Here is a 19,399-nt window from a genome sequence, read left to right on the forward strand (position 1 = left end):
ATGACCGCCACCCGCCTATCATTCAGTCTCGCCCTCATCATCAGCCTTGCCGCCTGCCAACACAGCGACATACCGCCGATAGACACGCGCATCAGCCTGCCGACGAGCTTTGAACACAGCCCCGACAACCCCAGCAAAACCGACATCCGCACATGGTGGCGGCATTTCCAAGACCCCGTTCTCAACCGCCTTATCGACGATGCCCTTGCCAATGCGCCCGACATCGCCATCGCCAAAGCACGAATGGAACAAGCCCAAGCTACCGCCGCCCTTGCCGACAGCGACAAAAATCCCCTGCTCGGCGCCACCGCAGGCGCAGGCATCGCCTTAGGCAATCTCGACAACCCTCTATCCAATGCCCTGCCGACACCAATCGGCGACAGCCTCGCCCCCGCCGCCCATAGCCGACAAAGCGCCCTTATCGGCAGCTGGACAGCCGACTTCTTCGGCAAAAAACAAAGCGACGCCGATGCCGCCTACTATGCCTATCTCAGCGAAACCGAACGCCTGCACGGCGCGCAAATCCTACTCGCGGCACACATCGCCCGACACTACATCGAAGCTCGCCACATCGAAGCGCACAGCCGCATCCTGCAAACCCAAAAATCCGCCCTGCAAGAACTGGCGCGCTATGCCGCAGGCCGCTTTGCCGCCGGACAAGCCAGCCAATACGACCGCGAAGACCTCGCCACCAAAATCGCCGCCCTCAATGCGCAAATCGCCGGTCTTGATGCCGAACGCAGCAATCACATCACCCACATTGCCGCCCTCGCCGGTAAAACCGAACTGCACATCACCGCAGACGGCGGCAAACTCTTCGCCTCCCTGCCTGCCGCCCCCGGCGGACACTACCCCGCCGAACTCATCACACGCCGCCCCGACATCCGTGCCCGCAAAGCCGCCGTCTTAGCACGCAGCGCCCAAGTCGCCTCCGCCGAAGCCGACTTCTACCCGCGTTTCAGCCTTAACTTCGCACTGGCGGAGGGACGCATCGGACTCGACGGCGACCTGCTGCAACACAGCCTCGGCGGCAGCGGTGCAGGCTTAGGCATCAATCTGCAACTGCCGATTTTTACCGCAGGCCGCCTGCAAGCCCAACTGGACAAAGCCGAAGCCCAACTGCGTCAAGCCCTCGCCGAATACGACCAAACCCTGCTCAACGCCCTTGCCGAAGCACAAAACAGCTACCGCCTCGCCGCCGCCTTGGAAAAGCAAGCCCAATCCCTGAATAAAGCCCTGCAACACAGCGAAACACAAATTGCACAAGCACGCAGCCTCTTCAAATACGGACGCGAAACCTTTGACACCATCCCCAGCGCCATTCTCAATGCCGCCGAATACCGCACACATCAACTCGCCAACCGCCGCGGCTACGCCCTGAACCTTATCCAACTCTACAGCGCCCTCGGTGGCGGCTGGGAACAACATACGCCTTGATATATAGTCAAGGAAATCAAAAAGAGTTACAAATCCACAGGAAGTAAAAGAATAGTTTATCGATGCAATCTAAGCGCCAATTCTTGCGTTTACGTTTAAGCCAAGCCCACATTTTCTCGATTGGGTTCTAGTGGATTGGTTGATGTGGGTTATAGCAAGCATTTGCGAGTTAATCACAGACAAAACGAATTTGCATATGGCAGCAGACACATCAACGGTATAGAAAGTTTTTGGAGTTTTACCAAAAGAAGGCTTGCAAAATTTAACGGTGTAAGCAAAAATTTCGAATGGCATTTGAAGAAATGCGAATGGCGCTGGAAGCAGAGTATTGATGATTTAGAAAAACATTTATGGTCGCTTCTGCAATAAATTATACCAATCACTCGGCTAGGATCTGTTGACAATCATCTTGATGCTGAAGATTTGGCTCAAGAAATTGAAAAACTTAAGTTGATTATTCAGCATCAAAATGAATTGCTGCAACTTAAGGAAATTTTACTGATGCAGCAGGCGCGCGAACTGGAAATTGCGCAAAAACTGCTGCTGCCTATGAGAAATAGTTTGTTTGTAAGAGATAATGCAAATTTATCTGCTTATTTTTTTAAAAAAAGCGGCTTGCGCCGCTTTTATTATGTCTGCCGTTCGACTAATTTCATTTTAATTTCTGCAATTGCCTTGGCGGGGTTTAATCCTTTGGGGCAGGTGTTAGTACAGTTCATAATGGTGTGACAGCGGTAGAGTTTGAAGCTGTCTTCCAAGAAGTCCAGACGTTCGGCGGTGGCTTCGTCGCGGCTGTCCTGTATCCAGCGGTGGGCTTGCAGCAATATGGCAGGTCCGAGGTATTTTTCGCTGTTCCACCAATAGCTCGGGCAGGAGGTAGAGCAGCAGGCGCACATGATACATTCGTATAAGCCGTCTAATTTGGCGCGCTGTTCTTCGCTTTGCAGACGTTCGCGTTCCGGTGCCGGCGTTTCGGTTTGCAGCCAAGGTTTGATGGAAGCATGCTGGGCGTAGAAATGCGTCAGATCCGGCACAAGGTCTTTAACGACGTGCATATGCGGCAGCGGATAGATGTTGACGCTTTTATTTTCCGGCACGCTTTCCGTCGCGCAGATACATGCCAAGGTGTTTTTACCGTCGATGTTCATGGCACAGGAGCCGCAGATGCCTTCGCGGCAGGAGCGGCGGAAGGTCAGCGTGCTGTCGATTTCGTTTTTGATTTTGAGCAGCGCATCTAAAACCATCGGTCCGCAGTCGTCCATGTCGATATCATAGGTATCGGTACGTGGGTTTTCGTTTTTGCCCGGATCCCAGCGATAGATTTTAAAGCTGCGGACGTTAGTTGCCCCCGCCGGTGCGGAGTAGTGTTTGCCTTCTTTGATGACAGAGTTTGCCGGCAGTTTGAATTCAGCCATGTGTGACTCCTAATAAACGCGTTTTTTCGGCACGACGTAATCGACTTCGTCGGTGCCGGTATAGTCATGTACGGGGCGGTAGTCGATTTTGACGCTACCGTCTTCTTCTAGCCAAGTGAGGCTGTGTTTCATCCATTCTTGGTCGTTGCGGTCGGGATAATCTTCATGTGCATGCGCACCGCGGCTTTCGTGGCGGTTTTCCGCTGCCACAATCGAGACTTGCGCACAGGCAAGCAGGTTTGCCAGTTCGAAGGTTTCGACTAAATCGCTGTTCCAATTGAGGCTTTCGTCAGCAATACGCACTTGCGGCAGTTGTTTGAAGACTTCCGACATTTTCGCCACGCCTTCTGTGAGGCTGTCGGCAGTGCGAAATACCGCGGCATGGTTTTGCATGGTGCGCTGCATGGCTTCGCGGATTTCCGAGGTGCGCAAATCGCCGCGCGCATGATGAATATCGGAGAAACGTTGCAGGGCTTTATCCAATGCTGCGGACGGAATCGGCGCAGGCTTGCTGTTCGGCTGAATCACGGCTCTGGCGCGATGTGCGGCGGCACGTCCGAAAACAACCAAATCGAGTAGAGAATTCGAGCCTAAGCGGTTCGCGCCATGCACGGAGACGCAGGCGGCTTCGCCAATCGCCATTAAGCCCGGCACGACGCTGTCGGGATTGCCGTCTTTAAGCTGCACCACTTCGCCGTGATAATTGGTTGGAATACCACCCATGTTGTAATGCACGGTCGGAATCACCGGTGCCGGTTCTTTGGTAACGTCCACACCGGCAAAGATTTTTGCAGTTTCGGCAATACCCGGCAAACGTTTGTTGATGACTTCCGCACCCAAATGCTCCAAATGCAGATGGATATGGTCTTTATGTTTGCCGACACCACGTCCTTCGCGGATTTCAATCGACATGGAACGCGAGACTACATCGCGCGATGCCAAATCTTTGGCGCTCGGCGCATAGCGCTCCATAAAGCGTTCGCCCTCGCCGTTGGTCAGATAGCCGCCCTCGCCGCGACAACCTTCGGTCATCAAACAGCCCGAGCCGTAAATGCCGGTGGGGTGGAATTGGGTAAATTCCATATCCTGCAATGCCAGTCCTGCACGCAATACCATGCCATTGCCATCGCCGGTGCAGGTATGGGCGGAAGTACAAGACAACCACGCCCGACCATAGCCGCCGGTGGCTAAAACCACCATTTGCGCATTAAACACATGTAATTCGCCGCTTTGCAAATCCAAAGCCAATACGCCGTGACAAGAACCGTCCTTGCCCATCAGTAAATCGGTGGCGAAATATTCGATATAGAATTCCGCATGATGCTTCAATGCCTGCTGGTACAAAGTATGCAGCATGGCATGTCCTGTGCGGTCGGCGGCGGCACAAGTGCGCTGCGCCTGACCTTCGCCGAAATTCGTCGTCATACCGCCGAAAGGACGCTGATAAATCTTGCCGTCTTTGGTACGCGAAAACGGTACGCCGTAATGCTCCAATTCAATAATCGCGGGAATCGCCTCGCGGCACATATAGGCAATCGCATCTTGGTCGCCCAGCCAATCCGAGCCTTTGACCGTGTCATAAAAATGCCACTGCCATTTATCCTCGCCCATATTGCCCAATGCGGCGGCAACTCCGCCTTGAGCGGCAACCGTATGCGAGCGCGTAGGGAAAACTTTAGTTACGCAGGCAGTTTTCAAACCTTCCAAAGCCATGCCGAAAGTCGCGCGTAAACCTGCACCGCCGGCACCGACCACCACCACATCATAACTATGATGATGAATTTTATATTCCTGAGTCATGTCTTGCTCCTTAATAGCCCAGTGCCAAACGCAAAATGGAAACCACAGCCACGGCGGCAAAAATCACGCATACCGCCTTCACGGCAATTAAAGCCAACCATTTCACCGGCTCTTGATGCACATAATCCTCAATCACGACCTGCACACCTAAAGCCGCGTGATAAAAGCCCGTGAGGAAAAAGACAATCGCCATGCCGCTATTAAAAGGATTGCGAAACCAGGCAAGCACCTCGTGGAAAGTCTCCGCGCCCACCAAGCTAATGATCGAGCAAAGAAAATACAGCACCACAGGAATCAAAATTACCGCCGTCGTGCGCTGCACGATAAAATGATGCGTGCCGTTATGACCCGAGCCCAAACCTTTGGCGCGTTTTAATGCTTGAAATACGCTGCTCATATCCTACCCCTGCGCCCAAATGCCAATCCACAAGCTCAAAGTCAGCACTGCGGCGGCAATCTGCACCACTTTCGCGCTCTTGCGTGCATCGTCTTTGCCTAAGCCCTTGCCCACATCCCAAGTCAAATGACGGATACCATTGCACAAATGATAAATCAGCGCCCCTGACCAGAAAAACATAATCAGCACAATCAAAGGATTGCGGAACAACTGATTTGCGCTGCGCCAAGAAGCCTCGCCACCGCCGGCGGCCAAGAGCCAACACGTCAGCATCAGCAGACCCACCGCCGACGCCACCCCCGTAGCGCGATGCAAAATCGACATCGCCATATGGGTTTCCCATTTATACACTTGCAAATGCGGCGACAAAGGCCGCTGATCTTTTGCTACTTTCATGATGTTTGCCTCATTTTATGTTTCAACACACAGAACGACAGCTAAGTGCCGCCCTGTGTTTTGCCCTGAATGGAAAGAGATGACCGCTCTCCCAATTTCATTATCTTGCCTGAAAGGAGGGCTTCAATCGGCAAGAAATTTTTGATATATCTAAAAATCGATACAACGCCCTTTGCGCTCCCAATCGCCGTAGCGAGTAGGCTCCAAACCCTCGGGACCGCCGATTTCCTCAACAATTGCGGTCTTCTCTTCTATTTGGCTTGGTTGCACGGATAGATTTTTTTCGTCTGACGCCGGCTCGTCCGACCGATGATGATGCTCTGACATGCGATTTGTCCGACATTATTAAGGGTCTGTTATAATACGCCAATCCATCTAAATTTTAAACATGGTTTTTCTCATGAAATCACAATCTTCTCTATCTATTCTGCAAATCGCAGGCTCTGAAGCGGAAACCTATCTGCAAAACCTCCTCACCGCCGACATCCGTACAGTCGCGGACGGTCATTGGACAAACGCCGCCTTCTGCTCGCCGCAAGGCAAAGTGCAAGCTATGCTGCGCATCGCCCGCATTGAGAAAAATTACTTCGTCCTCATACCCGAAACACTCAGCGAAAGCATCGCCAAACGCTGGAAACTCTTCAGCCTCAACCGCCCCGTGCAACTCATACCGCGATCGGAGCTAGAAGCAAGCGCCGTCGGCGGCACAGAACGCAGCGCCGCTTTAGAAAACAATCACCTCTCTTTCGGCGGCATCAACGGCTTTACGGCGGCGGATAACATCGCCGCCCGATTCGCACAAATCCTCCCCGCCACCCAAGACCAATTCCTACCGCAAATGCTCGGCTTGGAAGAAAACGGCGGACTCAGCTATGCCAAAGGCTGCTACATCGGACAAGAAATCATTGCCCGCGCCCACTCGCGCGCACCCGTGCGCCGCCATCTGCAACTATTGCAGAGCGAAACTGCACAAAACAGTCCGCTTGCCGCCGGCGACACGCTCTACGCAGAAGAACAAGCAGCAGCAAATATTATTGAAAGCTATATCGAAAACGACCGCCTAATCGCTCTTGCCGTCGTGCAAGACCGCTATGCCGACAGCCTTTTAAGCGACGCGCAAGGCAATCGCTATTACTGTTTATAAATGACTATGCAGCAAGGCTGTTTACAGAAATAAAATAAAATCTGTTACAATCCAAAACCGGCATATTGACATTAACGGAGAAACATTATGGAAACAACATCAGCTGCGAATACTTTTCTAAGCCCCGAAGTGCTTATCGCCGCCTTAATCGGCTTTGTGCTCGGCGCGATTATTTTTTATCTGCTTGGGCGCAAAAATGCTGAACCTGCTGATAATCCCTTGCAAAAACCGTATGATGAATTGCAAGCCGAATACAAAAACTACCGCGAAAAAATCAATACTCATTTTAGTAAAACAGCAACGGCAGTGGATAATCTGACCAAAAGCTATCAAGAAGTTTTTGATCATCTCTCTGAAGGTGCGCAGCAATTAATGGAAGGCGAGGCTTTGAAAATCGAGCGCGCCAAGCGTCAAGGCAAAGCCGTTACGCTGGCTTATTTAAGCAATATCGAAGCGCGTCAATCCAGTATTCCTAGCCCCAGCAATGCACAAGAAAGCATAGAAAACAAAGCAGAAAATAAAAACGAACATAAAGCGGATACAAAAACAGAAACCAATGTGCGTGTTGCTCCGCGTCCGGCAGAAGCGGCAAAACCTGCGGCTCAGCCAAAAAATGATAAAGTCGCCAAAACCGAACCCGCCATTAGCCCGCTTCCAAAAGCTCAAATCAATGAAGACGAAACGGCAGAAAAAACCGTGGTTGAAAAACCTGTTCCTGCGGCACCTGCGGCACCCATTCAAGTGGCGGAAAAACCGGTGGCGCCGGCAAATAAGGCGGTGCAAGCGGCTGTTAGCGCCGAAGTAAAAGATAATCAAACTGTTGCTGCGACGGCGAAAGAACCGGGTATGCCGATTGAAAAACCGGCGGCGCATATTTCGGAAAAAGAAAATGCTCAAGCGCTTGATAAAGCCAAAGCCGCTGCACCGGAACCAGCTTCGGAAAGCGCAGAAAAAACTTTCGCTCAAAAAGCGGCGGAAAATGCAGGACTTACCGCAGTAAAATCCCAAGATAATGTTGACCCTTTAGCGGAAGTGAAGCGTCATATTCGTGAAAATCAAGACAATAAATAAGCAGAGGTAACAATGAGCAATGAAAAAGACCTTAAGGATTTAGCGCCTAAAAACCAAGTGGTTGAACCGGGAATGCCGATTGAGCAGCTGCAACCTGCAATGCAAGTCGTTGATAAGCCCGAGGCAATGCCGGATGAATCGGAAATCGCCGCAATGGCAGCACAGGAGTTGACGGCAGAAGAAGCAGCGACAACTGCAAAAGAACCCGGTATGCCGATTGAAAAACCTGCAGCGCATATTAGCGAAGCTGAAATGCAATCGGGTAAAGAGGATAAATAATCGCGGCAAATGAATGCAAAATACAAGGATTTGATGATGTTGAAACGCCATTCTTATACGTTGGCTTGTGTCGCCGCCGTCGGTTTTTTATTAAGCGCTTGCCAAAGTTCGGGACTAGGCTCGGCAAACGGTACGCTTGGTCCGAATCATGAGCGGGGATTATGGCAATTGAGCCAAGGCAGCATTGATAATCGCCCATTAAACACCGCTTTAGCGCCGATTACTTTGCAGACGGGCGAGGGTGAATTTAGTGGCAATAGCGGCGTTAATCAATATCGCGTAGCCGTAGAGCGTAGCGGCAGCGATTTATCAGTCGATGAGAATATTCAAATCACGCGTATGGCCGGTGATATTGAGCAAATGCGTTTGGAGAGCGATTATTTATCTGCTTTGCGCCGTATTACAAAGGCAAAACAGCAGGCAGAATTTTTGCAATTGAGCGGGGAGGGCGTTGAGCTTCTCTTTCGTCCTAATTAAGGATTACTCCTTGATTTTAGAGGCTGCATTCAGCCTCTTTTTTTTGCAAAAATATTTCTGAAAAACAGCCCGAATTTCTCGGGCTGTTGTCTTAAAAGGTGCGATTAGTTTTGGCGAATCAAATAATCAAAGGCGGATAATGCCGCTTTTGCTCCTTCGCCCATGGCAATCACGATTTGCTTATACGGCACGGTAGTGCAGTCGCCGGCGGCAAAAATGCCGGGAGTGCTGGTTTCGCCGCGGGCATTGACTTCGATCTCGCCGAATTTGCTTAGTCGGACGGTATCACCTAAGAAGGCGGTGTTCGGCACCAGTCCGATTTGTACGAATACGCCGTCCAATTCAAGGCGGTGCGTGCTTTGGTCGGCGCGTTTTTGATATTCAAGCGCGGTAACTTTGCCGCCACTGGCTTGAATCGATTGGGTGGCGACGCCGAGATAAATATCGATATTGTCGCGTTTTTGTGCGGCATCTACCAAAACTTTATCCGCTTTCAGGCTGTCGGCAAATTCAAAGACGCTGACATGGCGCACGATACCGGCAAGGTCAATCGCCGCTTCGATGCCGGAATTGCCGCCGCCGATGACCGCTACATGTTTGCCTTTGAAGAAAGGACCGTCGCAATGCGGACAGTAAGCCACACCTTGCCCAAGGTTTTCTTTTTCCCCTGGCACGCCCAATTCACGCCATTTCGCGCCGCTGGCAATAATCAGGGTGCGAGTGTCGATGCGTTCGCCGGTCTGCAAAATCACTGCATGGCTTTTTTCGCCTTTTTCCACGCTTTTGACGGAAAGATTTTCTTTGACGGTGATGTCATTGGCGCGGATATGTTCTTGTAATTGCGCAGCCAATTTCGGGCCGGTGGTTTCTTTGGTGCCGATGAGATTTTCAATGCCCATCGTGTCTTTGACTTGTCCGCCGATGCGGTCGGCAATTAAAGTCACTTTTAAACCTTTGCGCGCGGCATAAATTGCAGCAGCCGCACCGGCAGGTCCACCGCCGATGACGGTAACGTCTTGCAACGGCAATGCTTGCGTGCTTGCTGCGCCTTCCGTAATATGCGGATATTTTTCCAAGAGTTTTTCAATCAATTTGGCGGTGTCGATTTTGCCGTTGGCAAAGCTTTCGTCGTTTAAAAATACCGCCGGCACGCCTTGGATATTGCGTTTTTCGATTTCTTCTTGGAACAGCCCGCCGTCAATCATGTCGTTGCTAATCAAAGGATTGAGCAGGGCGAATTGGTTCAAAGCCTGCACGACTTCGGGGCAGTTGTGGCAAGAAAGGGAAATGAAGGTTTCAAAACGCAGCGGCTCTTTCACATTGCGCACCAATGCTTGCACGCTTTCATCAAGTTTCAGTGCTGTGCCGCCGGCTTGCAGAATCGCCAGAATCAGCGAAGAAAATTCATGTCCGCCGGGAATGCCGGAGAAAATGATGCCGGTATGGGTTTTGTCTGCTAAGAGGGTAAAGCTGATCGGGCTGCGTGCATCGGTGAAATCGCTTTCTTCAAGATGTAGACGCTCAGATACGGAAACGATGTCGTTTAAGAAGCTTTTCAGCTCTTCGCGTTTGCTGTGTTCGCCGGTTTGTAAGACGAAAGTGATGTCTTTATCGAGGTTTGCAGTGTATTGTTTGACTGCGTCTAACAAATTCTGTTCTATCATTGATTTTTCCAATCTTATTTAGGCAAAAAAAGCCAGTAAAATTACTGGCTTTTCAACTTGCATCTATGCAATTAGATTTTGCCAACTAAATCAAGGCTTGGTTTTAAGGTTTCTTGACCTTCTTCCCATGCCGCCGGGCAAACTTCGCCATCGTGCTCGGCAACGTATTTCGCCGCTTTCAGTTTGCGAACCATGTCTTTAGCGCTGCGTCCGATGCCGTTGTCGTGGATTTCCGCCACTTTGATTTGACCTTCGGGATTGACTAAGAAAGTACCGCGGAAAGCGACGCCTTCTTCTTCAATCATGACGTCAAAACCGCGTGCCAATACGCCGGTCGGATCGCCCAACATCGGGTAAGTGATTTTACCGATGGCATCGGAAGTGTCGTGCCATGCTTTGTGCGTGAAATGCGTGTCGCAAGAAACTGAATAAACTTCAGCGCCTAATTTTTGGAATTCATCGTAATGCTTTGCCAAATCTTCCAATTCGGTCGGGCAAACGAATGTGAAATCAGCAGGATAGAAGCAGAAAATAGCCCATTTGCCTTTCACGTCTTCATGCGTGACGGTTTTGAATTGCCCATTGTGGTAGGCTTGTACTTTGAACTCAGGGATTGAACGATTGATAATCGGCATGTTTTTCTCCAAATGAAAAGAAATTAAGAATTGATTTTTCATGCTAAATTATACATAATCGATTGGCAAAGTAAAATTTCAAAAAATTTATTTTCCTAGCAAGGAAAATAAATGTAGAATGTTTTCACCATCAAAATATATAGGACTGACATCATGATTACTTTACGTCAAATCCAATTCGCCCTAGCTGTTGCAAGACATAAGCATTTCAAACGTGCAGCGGAAGAGTGCAATATTTCTCAGTCTGCCTTGTCTTTAGGCATTGCGGAAATGGAGAAAAACCTCGGGGTTTCTATTTTCGAACGCAATAATAAGCAGGTCGTGGTTACGCCGATCGGCGAAGAGCTGATCCAAAGAGCTGAGAAAATCTTTTTAGATGCGCAGCAATTGGTCGAGCGTGCCCATGCAGGACAAAAGGATCTCGGCTTTGGCATGAGCATCGGCTTTATTCCGACGATTGCACCTTTCTATTTACCTGTTTTACTGCCGATTGTGCGTGAGGCTTACCCGAAATTCGAAATGAATGTGGTGGAAAAAACTAGCGAGCATTTGGTCAATATGGTGCAAACCGGGCGTTTAGATGCGGCGGTCATCGCGCTGCCTTATGATACCTCGAGCTTGGAAGTCAGTACGATTGGCGATGAGAATTTCTTCATTTTAGTACATGAAGATAACTCTTTGAGCAAAGAGAAAAAAATCAGCCCTGCCAAATTGAAAAAGCAACCGTTGATGCTTTTGGGCGACGGACATTGTCTGCGTGATCACATTATGGAAGTCTGCAAATTCCAGCGCAATACGGGGCAGGATATGTTCCGCGATGCCAGTTTAAATACATTGGTGCAATTGACGCTGAATAATATGGGGCTGACATTGGTGCCTGAAATGGCATTGTCTCAAATGAGCGCTTATCCGAATTTAAAAGAAATTCCTTTAGATGCGCCTACGCCGCACCGCACTTTGGCGATTATTACGCGTCCGAATTATCCGCGCGCGGCAGATATGAATCTGCTTTTGGATTTATTCAAGCAGGCGCTTATCGACAGCAAAATGAAATGAAAGGACTAGATTGCCTACGCCAAGCTTTTGCTTGGCTTAAGCATAAAGACCTGCGCCAATATATTTGGCTGCCTCTGCTGATTAATGTATTGCTCTACGGCACCGGCATGTGGGCATTGATTCGGTATTTCTCCGCCTTGATGAATCATTTTCTGCCCACGGATTCATGGTTGGCTTTCTTGCATTGGCTGCTATGGCCTGTCATCGCCGTGATGATTGTCGTGTTGGTTTTATACACGTTTTCCTTGCTTGCAAATTTGATTGCCGCGCCGTTTAACGGTTTTTTGGCGGCAAAAGTCGAGGCTTTGGAAACAGGGCAGGCGCCGGATTCCGGCATGAGTTTAGCGGCGGAAATCTGGCAAAGTATTGCACAGGAAATTCGCAAAACCTACTTTTTTTTGCTTTGGGCAATTCCTATTTTGCTGACGGGTTTTGTACCGCCCTTAAATCTTCTGACCCCGTTTTTATGGTTTGCGTATTCTGCTTATTCCGCTTATTTGCAATATATGGATTATCCTATGGCAAATAATGGTATCTTTTTTACGCAGCAGCGTCCTATTTTGCGGCGGCGTTTAAGCGATATTATAGGATTTGGCGGTATTGCTTCCTTTTTGCTGATGATTCCGCTGATTAATCTGGTAGCAATGCCGGTAAGCGTGATTGCCGCAACCCTGCATTGGGTCCGTCATGTGCGACCCAATCTTCCTCAAACCGCATAAGGATAGAATATGCAACGTATTTTTTGGCGACACGCCCAAGCCGCTTGGGCAGCAAATGATTTAGAACGTCCGCTGACGGAAGTCGGGCGACTGCAGGCGCAAGCCGCCGCCGATTGGCTGAAAGACCAAGACATCGACTTTCCGCTATATACCTCCGAAGCCCGCCGCGCTCAAGAAACAGGCAGATATTATGCCGAGCCTAAGCAGAAGCTATCAGGGCTTAATCCCGACGGCAATATTGCAGCGGTTTATGCTGCATTGGCGCAAATTCAGGATGAGACGGCGGTGATTGTCGGACATCTGCCTTGGTTGGGGAAAATTGTCGGCGAATTTCTCGAAAAGCCTTCCGGCTATATTGAAGTCAATACTGCTGAAATATTTTGGCTAGAGCAGAAAGATGGTATTTGGCAGCTTAAAGGGCATTTTGCAGGCTAAAGAACGAAACGGCTATCTTTATGACTGTAGTGTTCTTTATCAATGTTGAAATTGTCAAATATTTTATAGTGATAGCAAAGACAAATGTCGAATATAAAGTGATATCGGAGCAATCTTATTTCTGAAGATTGCTCCGATTGGTTTTTAGCGGCTTGCGTGCGTGCGTTTGCTTTTTACCGCGCCTAATTTGACGCCCGGTTTGGCATTACGCTTTGGTGCCGAGGATTTATAGCTGTCGTTTTTGGCCGAAGATTTGTTTTTGCTGAAGGGTTTGGCCTGCTTGCCTTTAAAGAATTTGCCACGCGCATTTTTGCCCGCCGCTTTCTCTTTTTTGATAGGCGCGACTTTTTTCGGCTCTAATCCTTCCAATACTTCAATGCTTAAATCTCGTTTGAGATAGCGCTGCAATTGCGCCAGTGCGGCGCGATCGCCGAGGCTGACCAATGACATTGCCGTTCCTGTGCGTCCTGCGCGTCCGCTGCGTCCGATGCGGTGCACATAGTCTTCGCTTTGGCGCGGCAAATCATAGTTGATAACGTGGCTGATGGCCGGAATGTCGATACCTCTGGCGGCAACATCGGTTGCTACGAGAATATCGGTTTTGCCTTTACGCAAATCTTCAACGATGCGATTGCGTTTTTGCTGCGGTAAATCGCCGTGTAAGAAACGCGCGCGATGTCCTTGTTCATGCAGCATGGCGGCAATTTCTTCGCTGCTTTTCTTGGTGGCGGCAAAAACAATCGCCTGTTTGATGTTTTCACCGCTTAAAAGACGATCAAGCAGGGCATTTTTATGCTGCTGGTCGTCGCTGAAATAAATGCTTTCTTCAATGTGCTGATGCTGCGGTGCAATCACGATTTTTTCCGCTTGGTAAGTGAAGCCGGCGGCGATTTTGCCTACCGCACCATCCCATGTGGCGGAGCTCATGATAGTTTGTCTTTCCGGCGGACAGGCATCGATGATTGCGGCAATATCGTCTGAAAAGCCCATGTCTAACATGCGGTCGGCTTCATCAATGACAAGGTATTGCAATTTGGAGAGATCTAAAGTGCCTTCGCGCAGATGATCAAGTAGGCGTCCGGGGGTGGCGACGACGACGGAAACGCCTTTTTTCAGCGCGCGAATTTGTCCGCCGTAGGGCGCGCCGCCAAGCAGGGGAATGGAAAATAGCCAATCCATGCCGCGGCTGTATTTGCGCAAACTGTCTTGTACTTGCTGGGCAAGTTCGCGGGTCGGCGTGATGATAAGGGCGCGCGGTTTTTTGATTTTAGAAGGCTGCTCGGATAATTTTGCCAATAGCGGCAGCACAAATGCCGCCGTTTTGCCCGAACCGGTTTGCGCGGATAAGAGCAAATCTTTGCCGGCAAGCGCCAAAGGAATCGCTTGCGCTTGGATGGGAGTGGGTTGTTCGTAGCCGCTGTGTCTGAGGGTAGCTACGAGGAAATCGGGAAGTCCTAAATCGGAAAAAGTTGTCATTTATATCTCTTTGAAAAAGAGGCAAAGCCATACGCCGCTAAGGGTGAAAAATATTGAAATAACGAGATGGTGTTGCCATAGGCTGCAAGGCAGCGAAATCATCGGCAACAATCAGAAGTAAAGCACGTCGCTTTGGGGATCGCGGGCGATGGAAGAGCGGCGCATTATACGCAAGAAAAGGATTAGGTCAAGAAAAAGAATGGATTGAGATTTTTCGAGTATTTTTATCTATATCTGAGGAATCTGAAAAGTTGGGGTGAAAACGGAAGCGCGGCCAGTATAAAGTGTATGGAGCATCATATTTAGTGTGCGGCAAGGCGAGGCAATAGAGTGATATTTTTTCAATTCTTCGACTTTAACAGCTTGGTTTGACAACTCAAGAGGGAGTAAAGTTGTTTGAGGAGATTTGACGCGTTTCACATGAAACTGAGTTTTTATTTCCCTATGTGGAACAAATTTCTTAGATAAAAAGCTGTTCGATTTTATTTGGGGATTGAGTATGAGATTTTCCATAGAGGATAAAGTTTTTCCTGAGATTGCGGTATCATACTGGGCTTTGCGTTCAAGCAAATGTCATTATATTTAGGAAAAGCATGTATAAGATTATTCTTCCTTGTGCAAAGGGGACAGAGCAGGTGTTGCAAGCGGAGGCGGATACGCTGGGTTTGCAAAATAGTAAAATCGGTGTGGCGGTGGTTTCGGGCGAGGGCGATGAGCTAACGGCATATCGTCTGTGTTTGTGGTCAAGAGTGGCAAGCCGCGTGCTGTTGGTCTTGACGGAATATGACATGGCTTCGCCCGAGGATTTATACGCAGGGGCTTATACAATCGATTGGACGGAACATTTGTCGGCGGATACGCGTTTTGCGATTCGCTTTTCAGGCACGGGGCAGGGCATTCGCAATACGCAATTCGGCGCACTGAAAGTCAAAGATGCGGTGGTGGATAGGTTGCGGGAATATTATAAACGCCGTCCCGATGTCGATACGGACAACCCTGATATTCGCATTGATGCCCATCTGCAACGTGGAAGAGTAACGCTGGCTTTGGATGTTTCCGGCGGCGCATTGCATGAGCGCGGTTATCGTCAATGGCAGGGGAAAGCGCCCATTCGCGAGACTTTAGCGGCGGCGATGCTGTATCGCGGCAAATGGCATGAGCAGGCGCAAGCGAAAAAGACTTTGATTGATCCTATGTGCGGCGCAGGTACTTTGTTGCTGGAAGCCTTGATGATGGCGGCGGATATCGCACCGGGCTTAAAGCGTCAGAAATTCGGATTTGAACAATGGCAGCAGCACCGTCCCAGTCATTGGCGGCAACTGCTCGGCGAAGCGCAGGCGCGGGCGGAAGAAGGGCTGAAACATTTTTCCCATAAATTTTACGGCTTCGATAGCGATGCGCAAGTCTTGGCGGCAGCAAGGAAGAATGCCGAGTCGGCAGGTTTGGCAAAATATATTCATTTTGAAACGCGCGCTGTGGAGCATTTTCGTTTTGAAAAAGCCTATGGAGAAGTAGGGTTTATCGTTTCCAATCCGCCTTATGGCGAACGTTTGGGTGAGATTACGGATTTGGTGCCGCTGTATGCGCATATCGGACAGGCTTTCAAAACCTTTCCCGATGATTGGACAATGACTTTAATCGCTTCTAATGAAGCATTGCTAAAACGATTGAAATTGCGTGCGCAGCGGCAGTATCAAATTTTCAACGGTGCTTTGGAGGGTAAGATTCTGCTTTATGAGCGTGCGCAGCAGCCCGAAGATGCTCAAGAAATACGAGAAGCGGTACTGGAGGACGCACCGAGCGCTTTGTCGGAGGTGGCGCAAATGTTTGCCAACCGTCTGCAAAAAAATCTCGGCAAATTAAAAAAATGGGCGGCGAATGTGCCGACAAATGCTTACCGCATTTATGATAAAGATTTGCCTGAATATGCTTTTGCGATAGATGTTTACGGCGAACATTTGCTGGTGCAGGAGTATGCCGCACCTAAAGAGATCCCCAAGGAAAAAGCGCAGCAGCGTTTATTTGATGTCTTGCAGGCTCTGCCTGTCGCCAGCGGCTTTGCGCCGGAAAATATCGTTTTAAAAACGCGGGAGCGGCAATCGGGCAATAAGCAGTACGAAAAATTAGATGATAGCGAGCAGCGACTGATGGTGCAGGAAGGGCGGGCGAATTTTCTCGTGAATTTGCGCGATTATTTGGATGTGGGTTTGTTTTTGGACCACCGCCCCATGCGTCTGATGCTGGCAAAAGAAGCGCAGGGCAAACGCTTTTTGAATCTGTTTTGCTATACCGCTTCCGCCAGCGTGCATGCGGCATTAGGCGGTGCGCGATACAGCACCAGCGTTGATTTGTCGGGCAAATATCTGGATTGGGCGCAGGATAATTTTCATTTGAATGCTTTGGGTTCCGAGCATCGCTTGGTCAAAGCCGATGTGATGGAATGGTTGGCAAAAGGGCAGGACCAATACGATCTTATCTTCTGCGATCCGCCGACCTTTTCCAATACCAAAAAAGAAAACCGCTTATTTGATGTGCAAAAACATCATGTGGCATTGATTGAATTAGCCATGCAGCGTTTGGCTAAAGACGGGATTTTGTATTTTTCTAATAATTACCGCGGTTTTAAATTAGATGAGGCGGCATTGGCGGCATTTCAGCTTAAGGAAATTAGTACCGCAACCATCGATAAGGACTTTGAGCGCAATCCGCGCATTCATCGCGTGTGGAAAATCCGGCATCAATAAGTTCTCGTGCTGCTGTGAGAGGCGGACATATCGACATGTTTTGCTTGAAAAGTCCTGCACTACAAGGCTTAAAATATGCTGTAGTGCAGGTAAAAGGTTTATGTAAAGAGATTAATCAGATAGGTGTGATAAGGGATGGCGACAATGTCAATCAAGACGGCGCCGCTGAGCGGAACGATCATGAATGCCTTGGTGGAATTGGCTTGATAGCGTTCGCAAACTGCCGACATATTTGCCATACCGTTTGGAGTAGCGCCTAAGCCGTGCCCCATTAAGCCGGCGCACATTACGGCGGCATCGTAATTTTTGCCTAATAAGCGGAATACGACAAAAACAACAAAGACACTTAAGGCTGCCGTTTGTAAAAATAAAATGAAAAACAATGAAAATGCAATACTTTGCAATTGCCAGATTTTAAGTGAAATCATCGCCATGCTTAAAAATAAGCCTAAAGAAACTTCCGAAATTAAATTCACGGAAGATTCGCGGAATGTAAACCAACCCAAGTAATCATTAAGATTGCGCACAATAATGGCAATGAGCATTGCGCCGACGTAAGCAGGCAGCGTAAAGTCGGTTAATTTGGTAAACCATGCGGAGGCGTATCCTCCCACGACCATAATGCCTAAGATGAGTGCCAGCATCTTTAAAAAGGCATGAACATCAATATCCTTGACTTGGGGAAGTAGATTTTCTTTGACGACATCAGGTTTTTCCGCATTTGTTTGTGGGTTAATACGATGCTTGCGGATTAAAAAATGTGCCATCGGTCCGCCGAGCAAACTGCCGGCAATCAGTCCGAAAGTGGCGGCGCTAATAGCGGCTACGCTGGCAGAAGCAACACCCAATTCTTCTGCCATACCGCCGAATGTTGCCGCACCGCCGTGCCCGCCGGTTAAAGATACGGAGCCTGCCATGACGCCGATTACAGGATTTTCGCCGAGAAGTGCGGCAAGTGCTGCGCCGAAGCTGTTTTGAAATAGCGCTACCGTCCAACAAATGCCTAGATAAATAAACAGGGTTTTATCGCCGCTGCGTAAAATTTTTAAACTGCCTTCCATGCCGACGGTGGTGAAAAATGCCACCATCAATATGCTTTGTAGACTGGTTTCAAAACTCACTTCCAATAGGTCGGCAGAACGTAGCAGCCAGATGAGTATGCTGATGAGAAAGCCGCCGATGACGGGCGAGGGGATGCAGAATTTTTGCAAAAATCGAATGCGTTTTTTCAAGTGAATGCCTAAAAGAAGGCATAGTATGCTGATAAAAAGTGTACTTAAACTATCGAAATGAAGGCTGTTCATCGCTATTTCTCCTGTGTTTGTAAATAAGTGATCAGTTGATAGGTTAAATAGGCGGCAAGTTTTGCGGTTCTATGTTCGATATCGAATTGAGGATTATATAGTCAAGGAAATCAAAAAGAGTTACAAATCCACAAGAAGTAAAAGAATAGTTTATCGATGCAATTTAATCGCCAATCCTTGCGTTTACGTTTAAGCCAAGCCCACATTTTCTCGATTGGGTTCAGATCCGGACTGTATGGCGGCAGCCATAAAATATGATGTCCCGCATCTGCAATAAGCTCTTGGGTATCCTGTCTTTTGTGAAAGCTGGCATTGTCCATAATAATGACGCTGTTTTCAGGCAATTGTGTTAACAGCAATTCTTCTACCCAACAATGAAATACATCACTATTAATACTGCAATCGTAAAGCCCTACCGCAAACAACTTGTTCTTATGTATTGCCCCAATAGCATTGCTTTGATTCTTGAGTTGCCAGTTGTACTTTCCTAAACAAGGACAGCCTTTGTGGGAATAGCCGTAAGCTCTGTTCTCATGAGATTTAAAGCCGCTTTCATCTAAGTAAATCAGGGTTCTGCCTTCAGCTTCAAATGCCGCTAACTGCTTAAGAAATAATAGGCGCTGTTGTTTGTCTGCTTTCGGATGAATTAAGGTCTTTTTTTTCGAGTAATGCCGACACGTTTTAATGCTATGGCAATAGCTCTGTCGCTACAGTTAAAGCGTCTTGCCCGTTCATAGCAATAGTCATCAGGATAAGCTTGGACGTCAGCCATTAAAGCTTCATTATCGATTTTTGCCGGTTTGCGTTCGTACTTCTTGCGTTCTATGCTTTTCTTCCAACGTTGAATAGTTGTTGCGCTGAGTCGATATTCTTCAACAAGCTTTCTGTAGCTATGACCTGATGCCAGCTTGTTCAATATCATTTGTCTGTAATCTTTTGAGTATGCCATA

The 19,399-nt window shown here is 48.8% G+C and carries 21 protein-coding genes and 1 pseudogene; 10 read left to right on the forward strand and 12 right to left on the reverse strand.

Annotation, left to right across the window (positions count from 1 at the left end; translation table 11 throughout):
- On the forward strand, positions 1-1,437 hold the full coding sequence (locus tag DYC63_RS03755; RefSeq protein ID WP_115217985.1) for an efflux transporter outer membrane subunit: 1,437 nt from the start codon (positions 1-3) through the stop codon (positions 1,435-1,437).
- A gap of 123 nt (positions 1,438-1,560) precedes the next feature.
- Positions 1,561-1,806, forward strand: a pseudogene (locus tag DYC63_RS03760) (IS1595 family transposase); the annotation flags it as partial.
- A gap of 260 nt (positions 1,807-2,066) precedes the next feature.
- On the opposite strand, the gene DYC63_RS03765 reads toward DYC63_RS03760, so the two are convergent.
- The 5 genes from DYC63_RS03765 to DYC63_RS03785 all read right to left on the reverse strand — a co-directional run bounded on the left by DYC63_RS03765 (position 2,067) and on the right by DYC63_RS03785 (position 5,772).
- On the reverse strand, positions 2,067-2,852 hold the full coding sequence (locus tag DYC63_RS03765) for a succinate dehydrogenase iron-sulfur subunit (protein WP_115217986.1): 786 nt from the start codon (positions 2,850-2,852) through the stop codon (positions 2,067-2,069).
- A 9-nt stretch (positions 2,853-2,861) separates the two neighbouring features.
- Complete coding sequence (gene sdhA / locus DYC63_RS03770) at positions 2,862-4,652, reverse strand: succinate dehydrogenase flavoprotein subunit (protein ID WP_115217987.1); 1,791 nt, start codon at positions 4,650-4,652, stop codon at positions 2,862-2,864.
- A 10-nt stretch (positions 4,653-4,662) separates the two neighbouring features.
- Positions 4,663-5,049 (reverse strand): succinate dehydrogenase, hydrophobic membrane anchor protein, encoded by a 387-nt coding sequence (sdhD, locus tag DYC63_RS03775; protein WP_115217988.1) that lies wholly within the window; start codon positions 5,047-5,049, stop codon positions 4,663-4,665.
- Positions 5,050-5,052: 3 nt separating this feature from the next.
- The gene (gene sdhC / locus DYC63_RS03780; RefSeq protein WP_115217989.1) at positions 5,053-5,445 is read right to left on the reverse strand and encodes a succinate dehydrogenase, cytochrome b556 subunit; all 393 of its coding nucleotides are present in this window, start codon (positions 5,443-5,445) and stop codon (positions 5,053-5,055) included.
- 150 nt (positions 5,446-5,595) lie between these two features.
- Positions 5,596-5,772: a DUF1674 domain-containing protein gene (locus DYC63_RS03785; RefSeq protein WP_115217990.1), complete on the reverse strand. Its 177-nt coding sequence runs from the start codon at positions 5,770-5,772 to the stop codon at positions 5,596-5,598.
- Positions 5,773-5,845: 73 nt separating this feature from the next.
- Between DYC63_RS03785 and ygfZ the strand changes: the two genes are divergently transcribed.
- The 4 genes from ygfZ (at position 5,846) to DYC63_RS03805 (ending at position 8,416) form a co-directional block, all read left to right on the forward strand.
- Positions 5,846-6,589, forward strand: a complete 744-nt coding sequence (gene ygfZ, locus DYC63_RS03790) for a CAF17-like 4Fe-4S cluster assembly/insertion protein YgfZ (protein ID WP_172459397.1) — start codon at positions 5,846-5,848, stop codon at positions 6,587-6,589.
- Between the two features lie 87 nt (positions 6,590-6,676).
- Positions 6,677-7,660, forward strand: a complete 984-nt coding sequence (locus DYC63_RS03795; protein WP_115217992.1) for a Z-ring associated ZapG family protein — start codon at positions 6,677-6,679, stop codon at positions 7,658-7,660.
- Between the two features lie 12 nt (positions 7,661-7,672).
- Positions 7,673-7,939 (forward strand): hypothetical protein, encoded by a 267-nt coding sequence (locus tag DYC63_RS03800; RefSeq protein WP_115217993.1) that lies wholly within the window; start codon positions 7,673-7,675, stop codon positions 7,937-7,939.
- Between the two features lie 36 nt (positions 7,940-7,975).
- Entirely contained in the window at positions 7,976-8,416 is a 441-nt protein-coding gene (locus tag DYC63_RS03805; protein ID WP_218564538.1) for an META domain-containing protein, read from the forward strand.
- 104 nt (positions 8,417-8,520) lie between these two features.
- On the opposite strand, the gene ahpF is transcribed toward DYC63_RS03805, so the two are convergent.
- Positions 8,521-10,080: an alkyl hydroperoxide reductase subunit F gene (gene ahpF / locus DYC63_RS03810; RefSeq protein ID WP_115217995.1), complete on the reverse strand. Its 1,560-nt coding sequence runs from the start codon at positions 10,078-10,080 to the stop codon at positions 8,521-8,523.
- A 71-nt stretch (positions 10,081-10,151) separates the two neighbouring features.
- Entirely contained in the window at positions 10,152-10,715 is a 564-nt protein-coding gene (gene ahpC / locus DYC63_RS03815; protein ID WP_115217996.1) for an alkyl hydroperoxide reductase subunit C, read from the reverse strand.
- Positions 10,716-10,868: 153 nt separating this feature from the next.
- On the opposite strand from ahpC, the gene DYC63_RS03820 reads away from it, so the two are divergent.
- Genes DYC63_RS03820 through DYC63_RS03830 form a run of 3 tightly spaced genes read left to right on the forward strand, consistent with a single transcriptional unit; the run spans position 10,869 to position 12,925 of the window.
- Positions 10,869-11,771 carry a hydrogen peroxide-inducible genes activator gene (locus DYC63_RS03820; RefSeq protein ID WP_115217997.1) on the forward strand — a complete coding sequence of 301 codons (903 nt, stop codon included), beginning with the start codon at positions 10,869-10,871 and terminating at the stop codon, positions 11,769-11,771.
- Complete coding sequence (cysZ, locus tag DYC63_RS03825; RefSeq protein WP_115217998.1) at positions 11,768-12,490, forward strand: sulfate transporter CysZ; 723 nt, start codon at positions 11,768-11,770, stop codon at positions 12,488-12,490. The genes DYC63_RS03820 and cysZ overlap by 4 nt, the downstream gene beginning before the upstream one ends.
- Positions 12,491-12,499: 9 nt before the next feature.
- Entirely contained in the window at positions 12,500-12,925 is a 426-nt protein-coding gene (locus DYC63_RS03830; protein WP_115217999.1) for a SixA phosphatase family protein, read from the forward strand.
- A 144-nt stretch (positions 12,926-13,069) separates the two neighbouring features.
- Here the strand turns inward: DYC63_RS03830 and DYC63_RS03835 are convergent, their stop codons facing one another.
- On the reverse strand, positions 13,070-14,401 hold the full coding sequence (locus tag DYC63_RS03835; RefSeq protein WP_115218000.1) for a DEAD/DEAH box helicase: 1,332 nt from the start codon (positions 14,399-14,401) through the stop codon (positions 13,070-13,072).
- A gap of 228 nt (positions 14,402-14,629) precedes the next feature.
- Entirely contained in the window at positions 14,630-14,971 is a 342-nt protein-coding gene (locus tag DYC63_RS12365; RefSeq protein WP_172459399.1) for a hypothetical protein, read from the reverse strand.
- Between the two features lie 23 nt (positions 14,972-14,994).
- Here DYC63_RS12365 and rlmKL point away from each other — a divergent pair, with 23 nt between their 5' ends.
- Positions 14,995-17,145 (forward strand): bifunctional 23S rRNA (guanine(2069)-N(7))-methyltransferase RlmK/23S rRNA (guanine(2445)-N(2))-methyltransferase RlmL, encoded by a 2,151-nt coding sequence (rlmKL, locus tag DYC63_RS03840; protein WP_115218001.1) that lies wholly within the window; start codon positions 14,995-14,997, stop codon positions 17,143-17,145.
- 98 nt (positions 17,146-17,243) lie between these two features.
- Here rlmKL and gltS read toward each other — a convergent pair whose 3' ends face one another.
- The 3 genes from gltS to DYC63_RS12865 form a co-directional block, all read right to left on the reverse strand.
- Positions 17,244-18,449: a sodium/glutamate symporter gene (gene gltS, locus DYC63_RS03845; protein WP_115218002.1), complete on the reverse strand. Its 1,206-nt coding sequence runs from the start codon at positions 18,447-18,449 to the stop codon at positions 17,244-17,246.
- 110 nt (positions 18,450-18,559) lie between these two features.
- Positions 18,560-19,135 carry an IS630 family transposase gene (locus DYC63_RS03850; RefSeq protein WP_112863887.1) on the reverse strand — a complete coding sequence of 192 codons (576 nt, stop codon included), beginning with the start codon at positions 19,133-19,135 and terminating at the stop codon, positions 18,560-18,562.
- Positions 19,096-19,398, reverse strand: a complete 303-nt coding sequence (locus DYC63_RS12865; protein ID WP_112863885.1) for an IS630 transposase-related protein — start codon at positions 19,396-19,398, stop codon at positions 19,096-19,098. Before DYC63_RS12865 ends, DYC63_RS03850 begins: the two co-directional genes overlap by 40 nt.
- Position 19,399 lies beyond the last annotated feature (1 nt).

The organism is Suttonella indologenes (assembly GCF_900460215.1).
In the GTDB taxonomy this organism is placed as follows: domain Bacteria; phylum Pseudomonadota; class Gammaproteobacteria; order Cardiobacteriales; family Cardiobacteriaceae; genus Suttonella; species Suttonella indologenes.

What these genes read in the sequence shown, in the direction of transcription:
- DYC63_RS03765 (WP_115217986.1), bottom strand. Translation starts at nt 2,852, where the DNA reads ATGGCTGAATTCAAACTGCCGGCAAACTCTGTCATCAAAGAAGGCAAA.
- DYC63_RS03755 (WP_115217985.1), top strand. Translation starts at nt 1, where the DNA reads ATGACCGCCACCCGCCTATCATTCAGTCTCGCCCTCATCATCAGCCTT.
- DYC63_RS03805 (WP_218564538.1), top strand. Translation starts at nt 7,976, where the DNA reads ATGTTGAAACGCCATTCTTATACGTTGGCTTGTGTCGCCGCCGTCGGT.
- DYC63_RS03795 (WP_115217992.1), top strand. Translation starts at nt 6,677, where the DNA reads ATGGAAACAACATCAGCTGCGAATACTTTTCTAAGCCCCGAAGTGCTT.
- ahpF (WP_115217995.1), bottom strand. Translation starts at nt 10,080, where the DNA reads ATGATAGAACAGAATTTGTTAGACGCAGTCAAACAATACACTGCAAAC.
- sdhC (WP_115217989.1), bottom strand. Translation starts at nt 5,445, where the DNA reads ATGAAAGTAGCAAAAGATCAGCGGCCTTTGTCGCCGCATTTGCAAGTG.
- ygfZ (WP_172459397.1), top strand. Translation starts at nt 5,846, where the DNA reads ATGAAATCACAATCTTCTCTATCTATTCTGCAAATCGCAGGCTCTGAA.
- DYC63_RS12865 (WP_112863885.1), bottom strand. Translation starts at nt 19,398, where the DNA reads ATGGCATACTCAAAAGATTACAGACAAATGATATTGAACAAGCTGGCA.
- ahpC (WP_115217996.1), bottom strand. Translation starts at nt 10,715, where the DNA reads ATGCCGATTATCAATCGTTCAATCCCTGAGTTCAAAGTACAAGCCTAC.
- DYC63_RS03800 (WP_115217993.1), top strand. Translation starts at nt 7,673, where the DNA reads ATGAGCAATGAAAAAGACCTTAAGGATTTAGCGCCTAAAAACCAAGTG.
- sdhA (WP_115217987.1), bottom strand. Translation starts at nt 4,652, where the DNA reads ATGACTCAGGAATATAAAATTCATCATCATAGTTATGATGTGGTGGTG.
- DYC63_RS03830 (WP_115217999.1), top strand. Translation starts at nt 12,500, where the DNA reads ATGCAACGTATTTTTTGGCGACACGCCCAAGCCGCTTGGGCAGCAAAT.
- gltS (WP_115218002.1), bottom strand. Translation starts at nt 18,449, where the DNA reads ATGAACAGCCTTCATTTCGATAGTTTAAGTACACTTTTTATCAGCATA.
- DYC63_RS03835 (WP_115218000.1), bottom strand. Translation starts at nt 14,401, where the DNA reads ATGACAACTTTTTCCGATTTAGGACTTCCCGATTTCCTCGTAGCTACC.
- DYC63_RS03785 (WP_115217990.1), bottom strand. Translation starts at nt 5,772, where the DNA reads ATGTCAGAGCATCATCATCGGTCGGACGAGCCGGCGTCAGACGAAAAA.
- DYC63_RS03820 (WP_115217997.1), top strand. Translation starts at nt 10,869, where the DNA reads ATGATTACTTTACGTCAAATCCAATTCGCCCTAGCTGTTGCAAGACAT.
- sdhD (WP_115217988.1), bottom strand. Translation starts at nt 5,049, where the DNA reads ATGAGCAGCGTATTTCAAGCATTAAAACGCGCCAAAGGTTTGGGCTCG.
- rlmKL (WP_115218001.1), top strand. Translation starts at nt 14,995, where the DNA reads ATGTATAAGATTATTCTTCCTTGTGCAAAGGGGACAGAGCAGGTGTTG.
- cysZ (WP_115217998.1), top strand. Translation starts at nt 11,768, where the DNA reads ATGAAAGGACTAGATTGCCTACGCCAAGCTTTTGCTTGGCTTAAGCAT.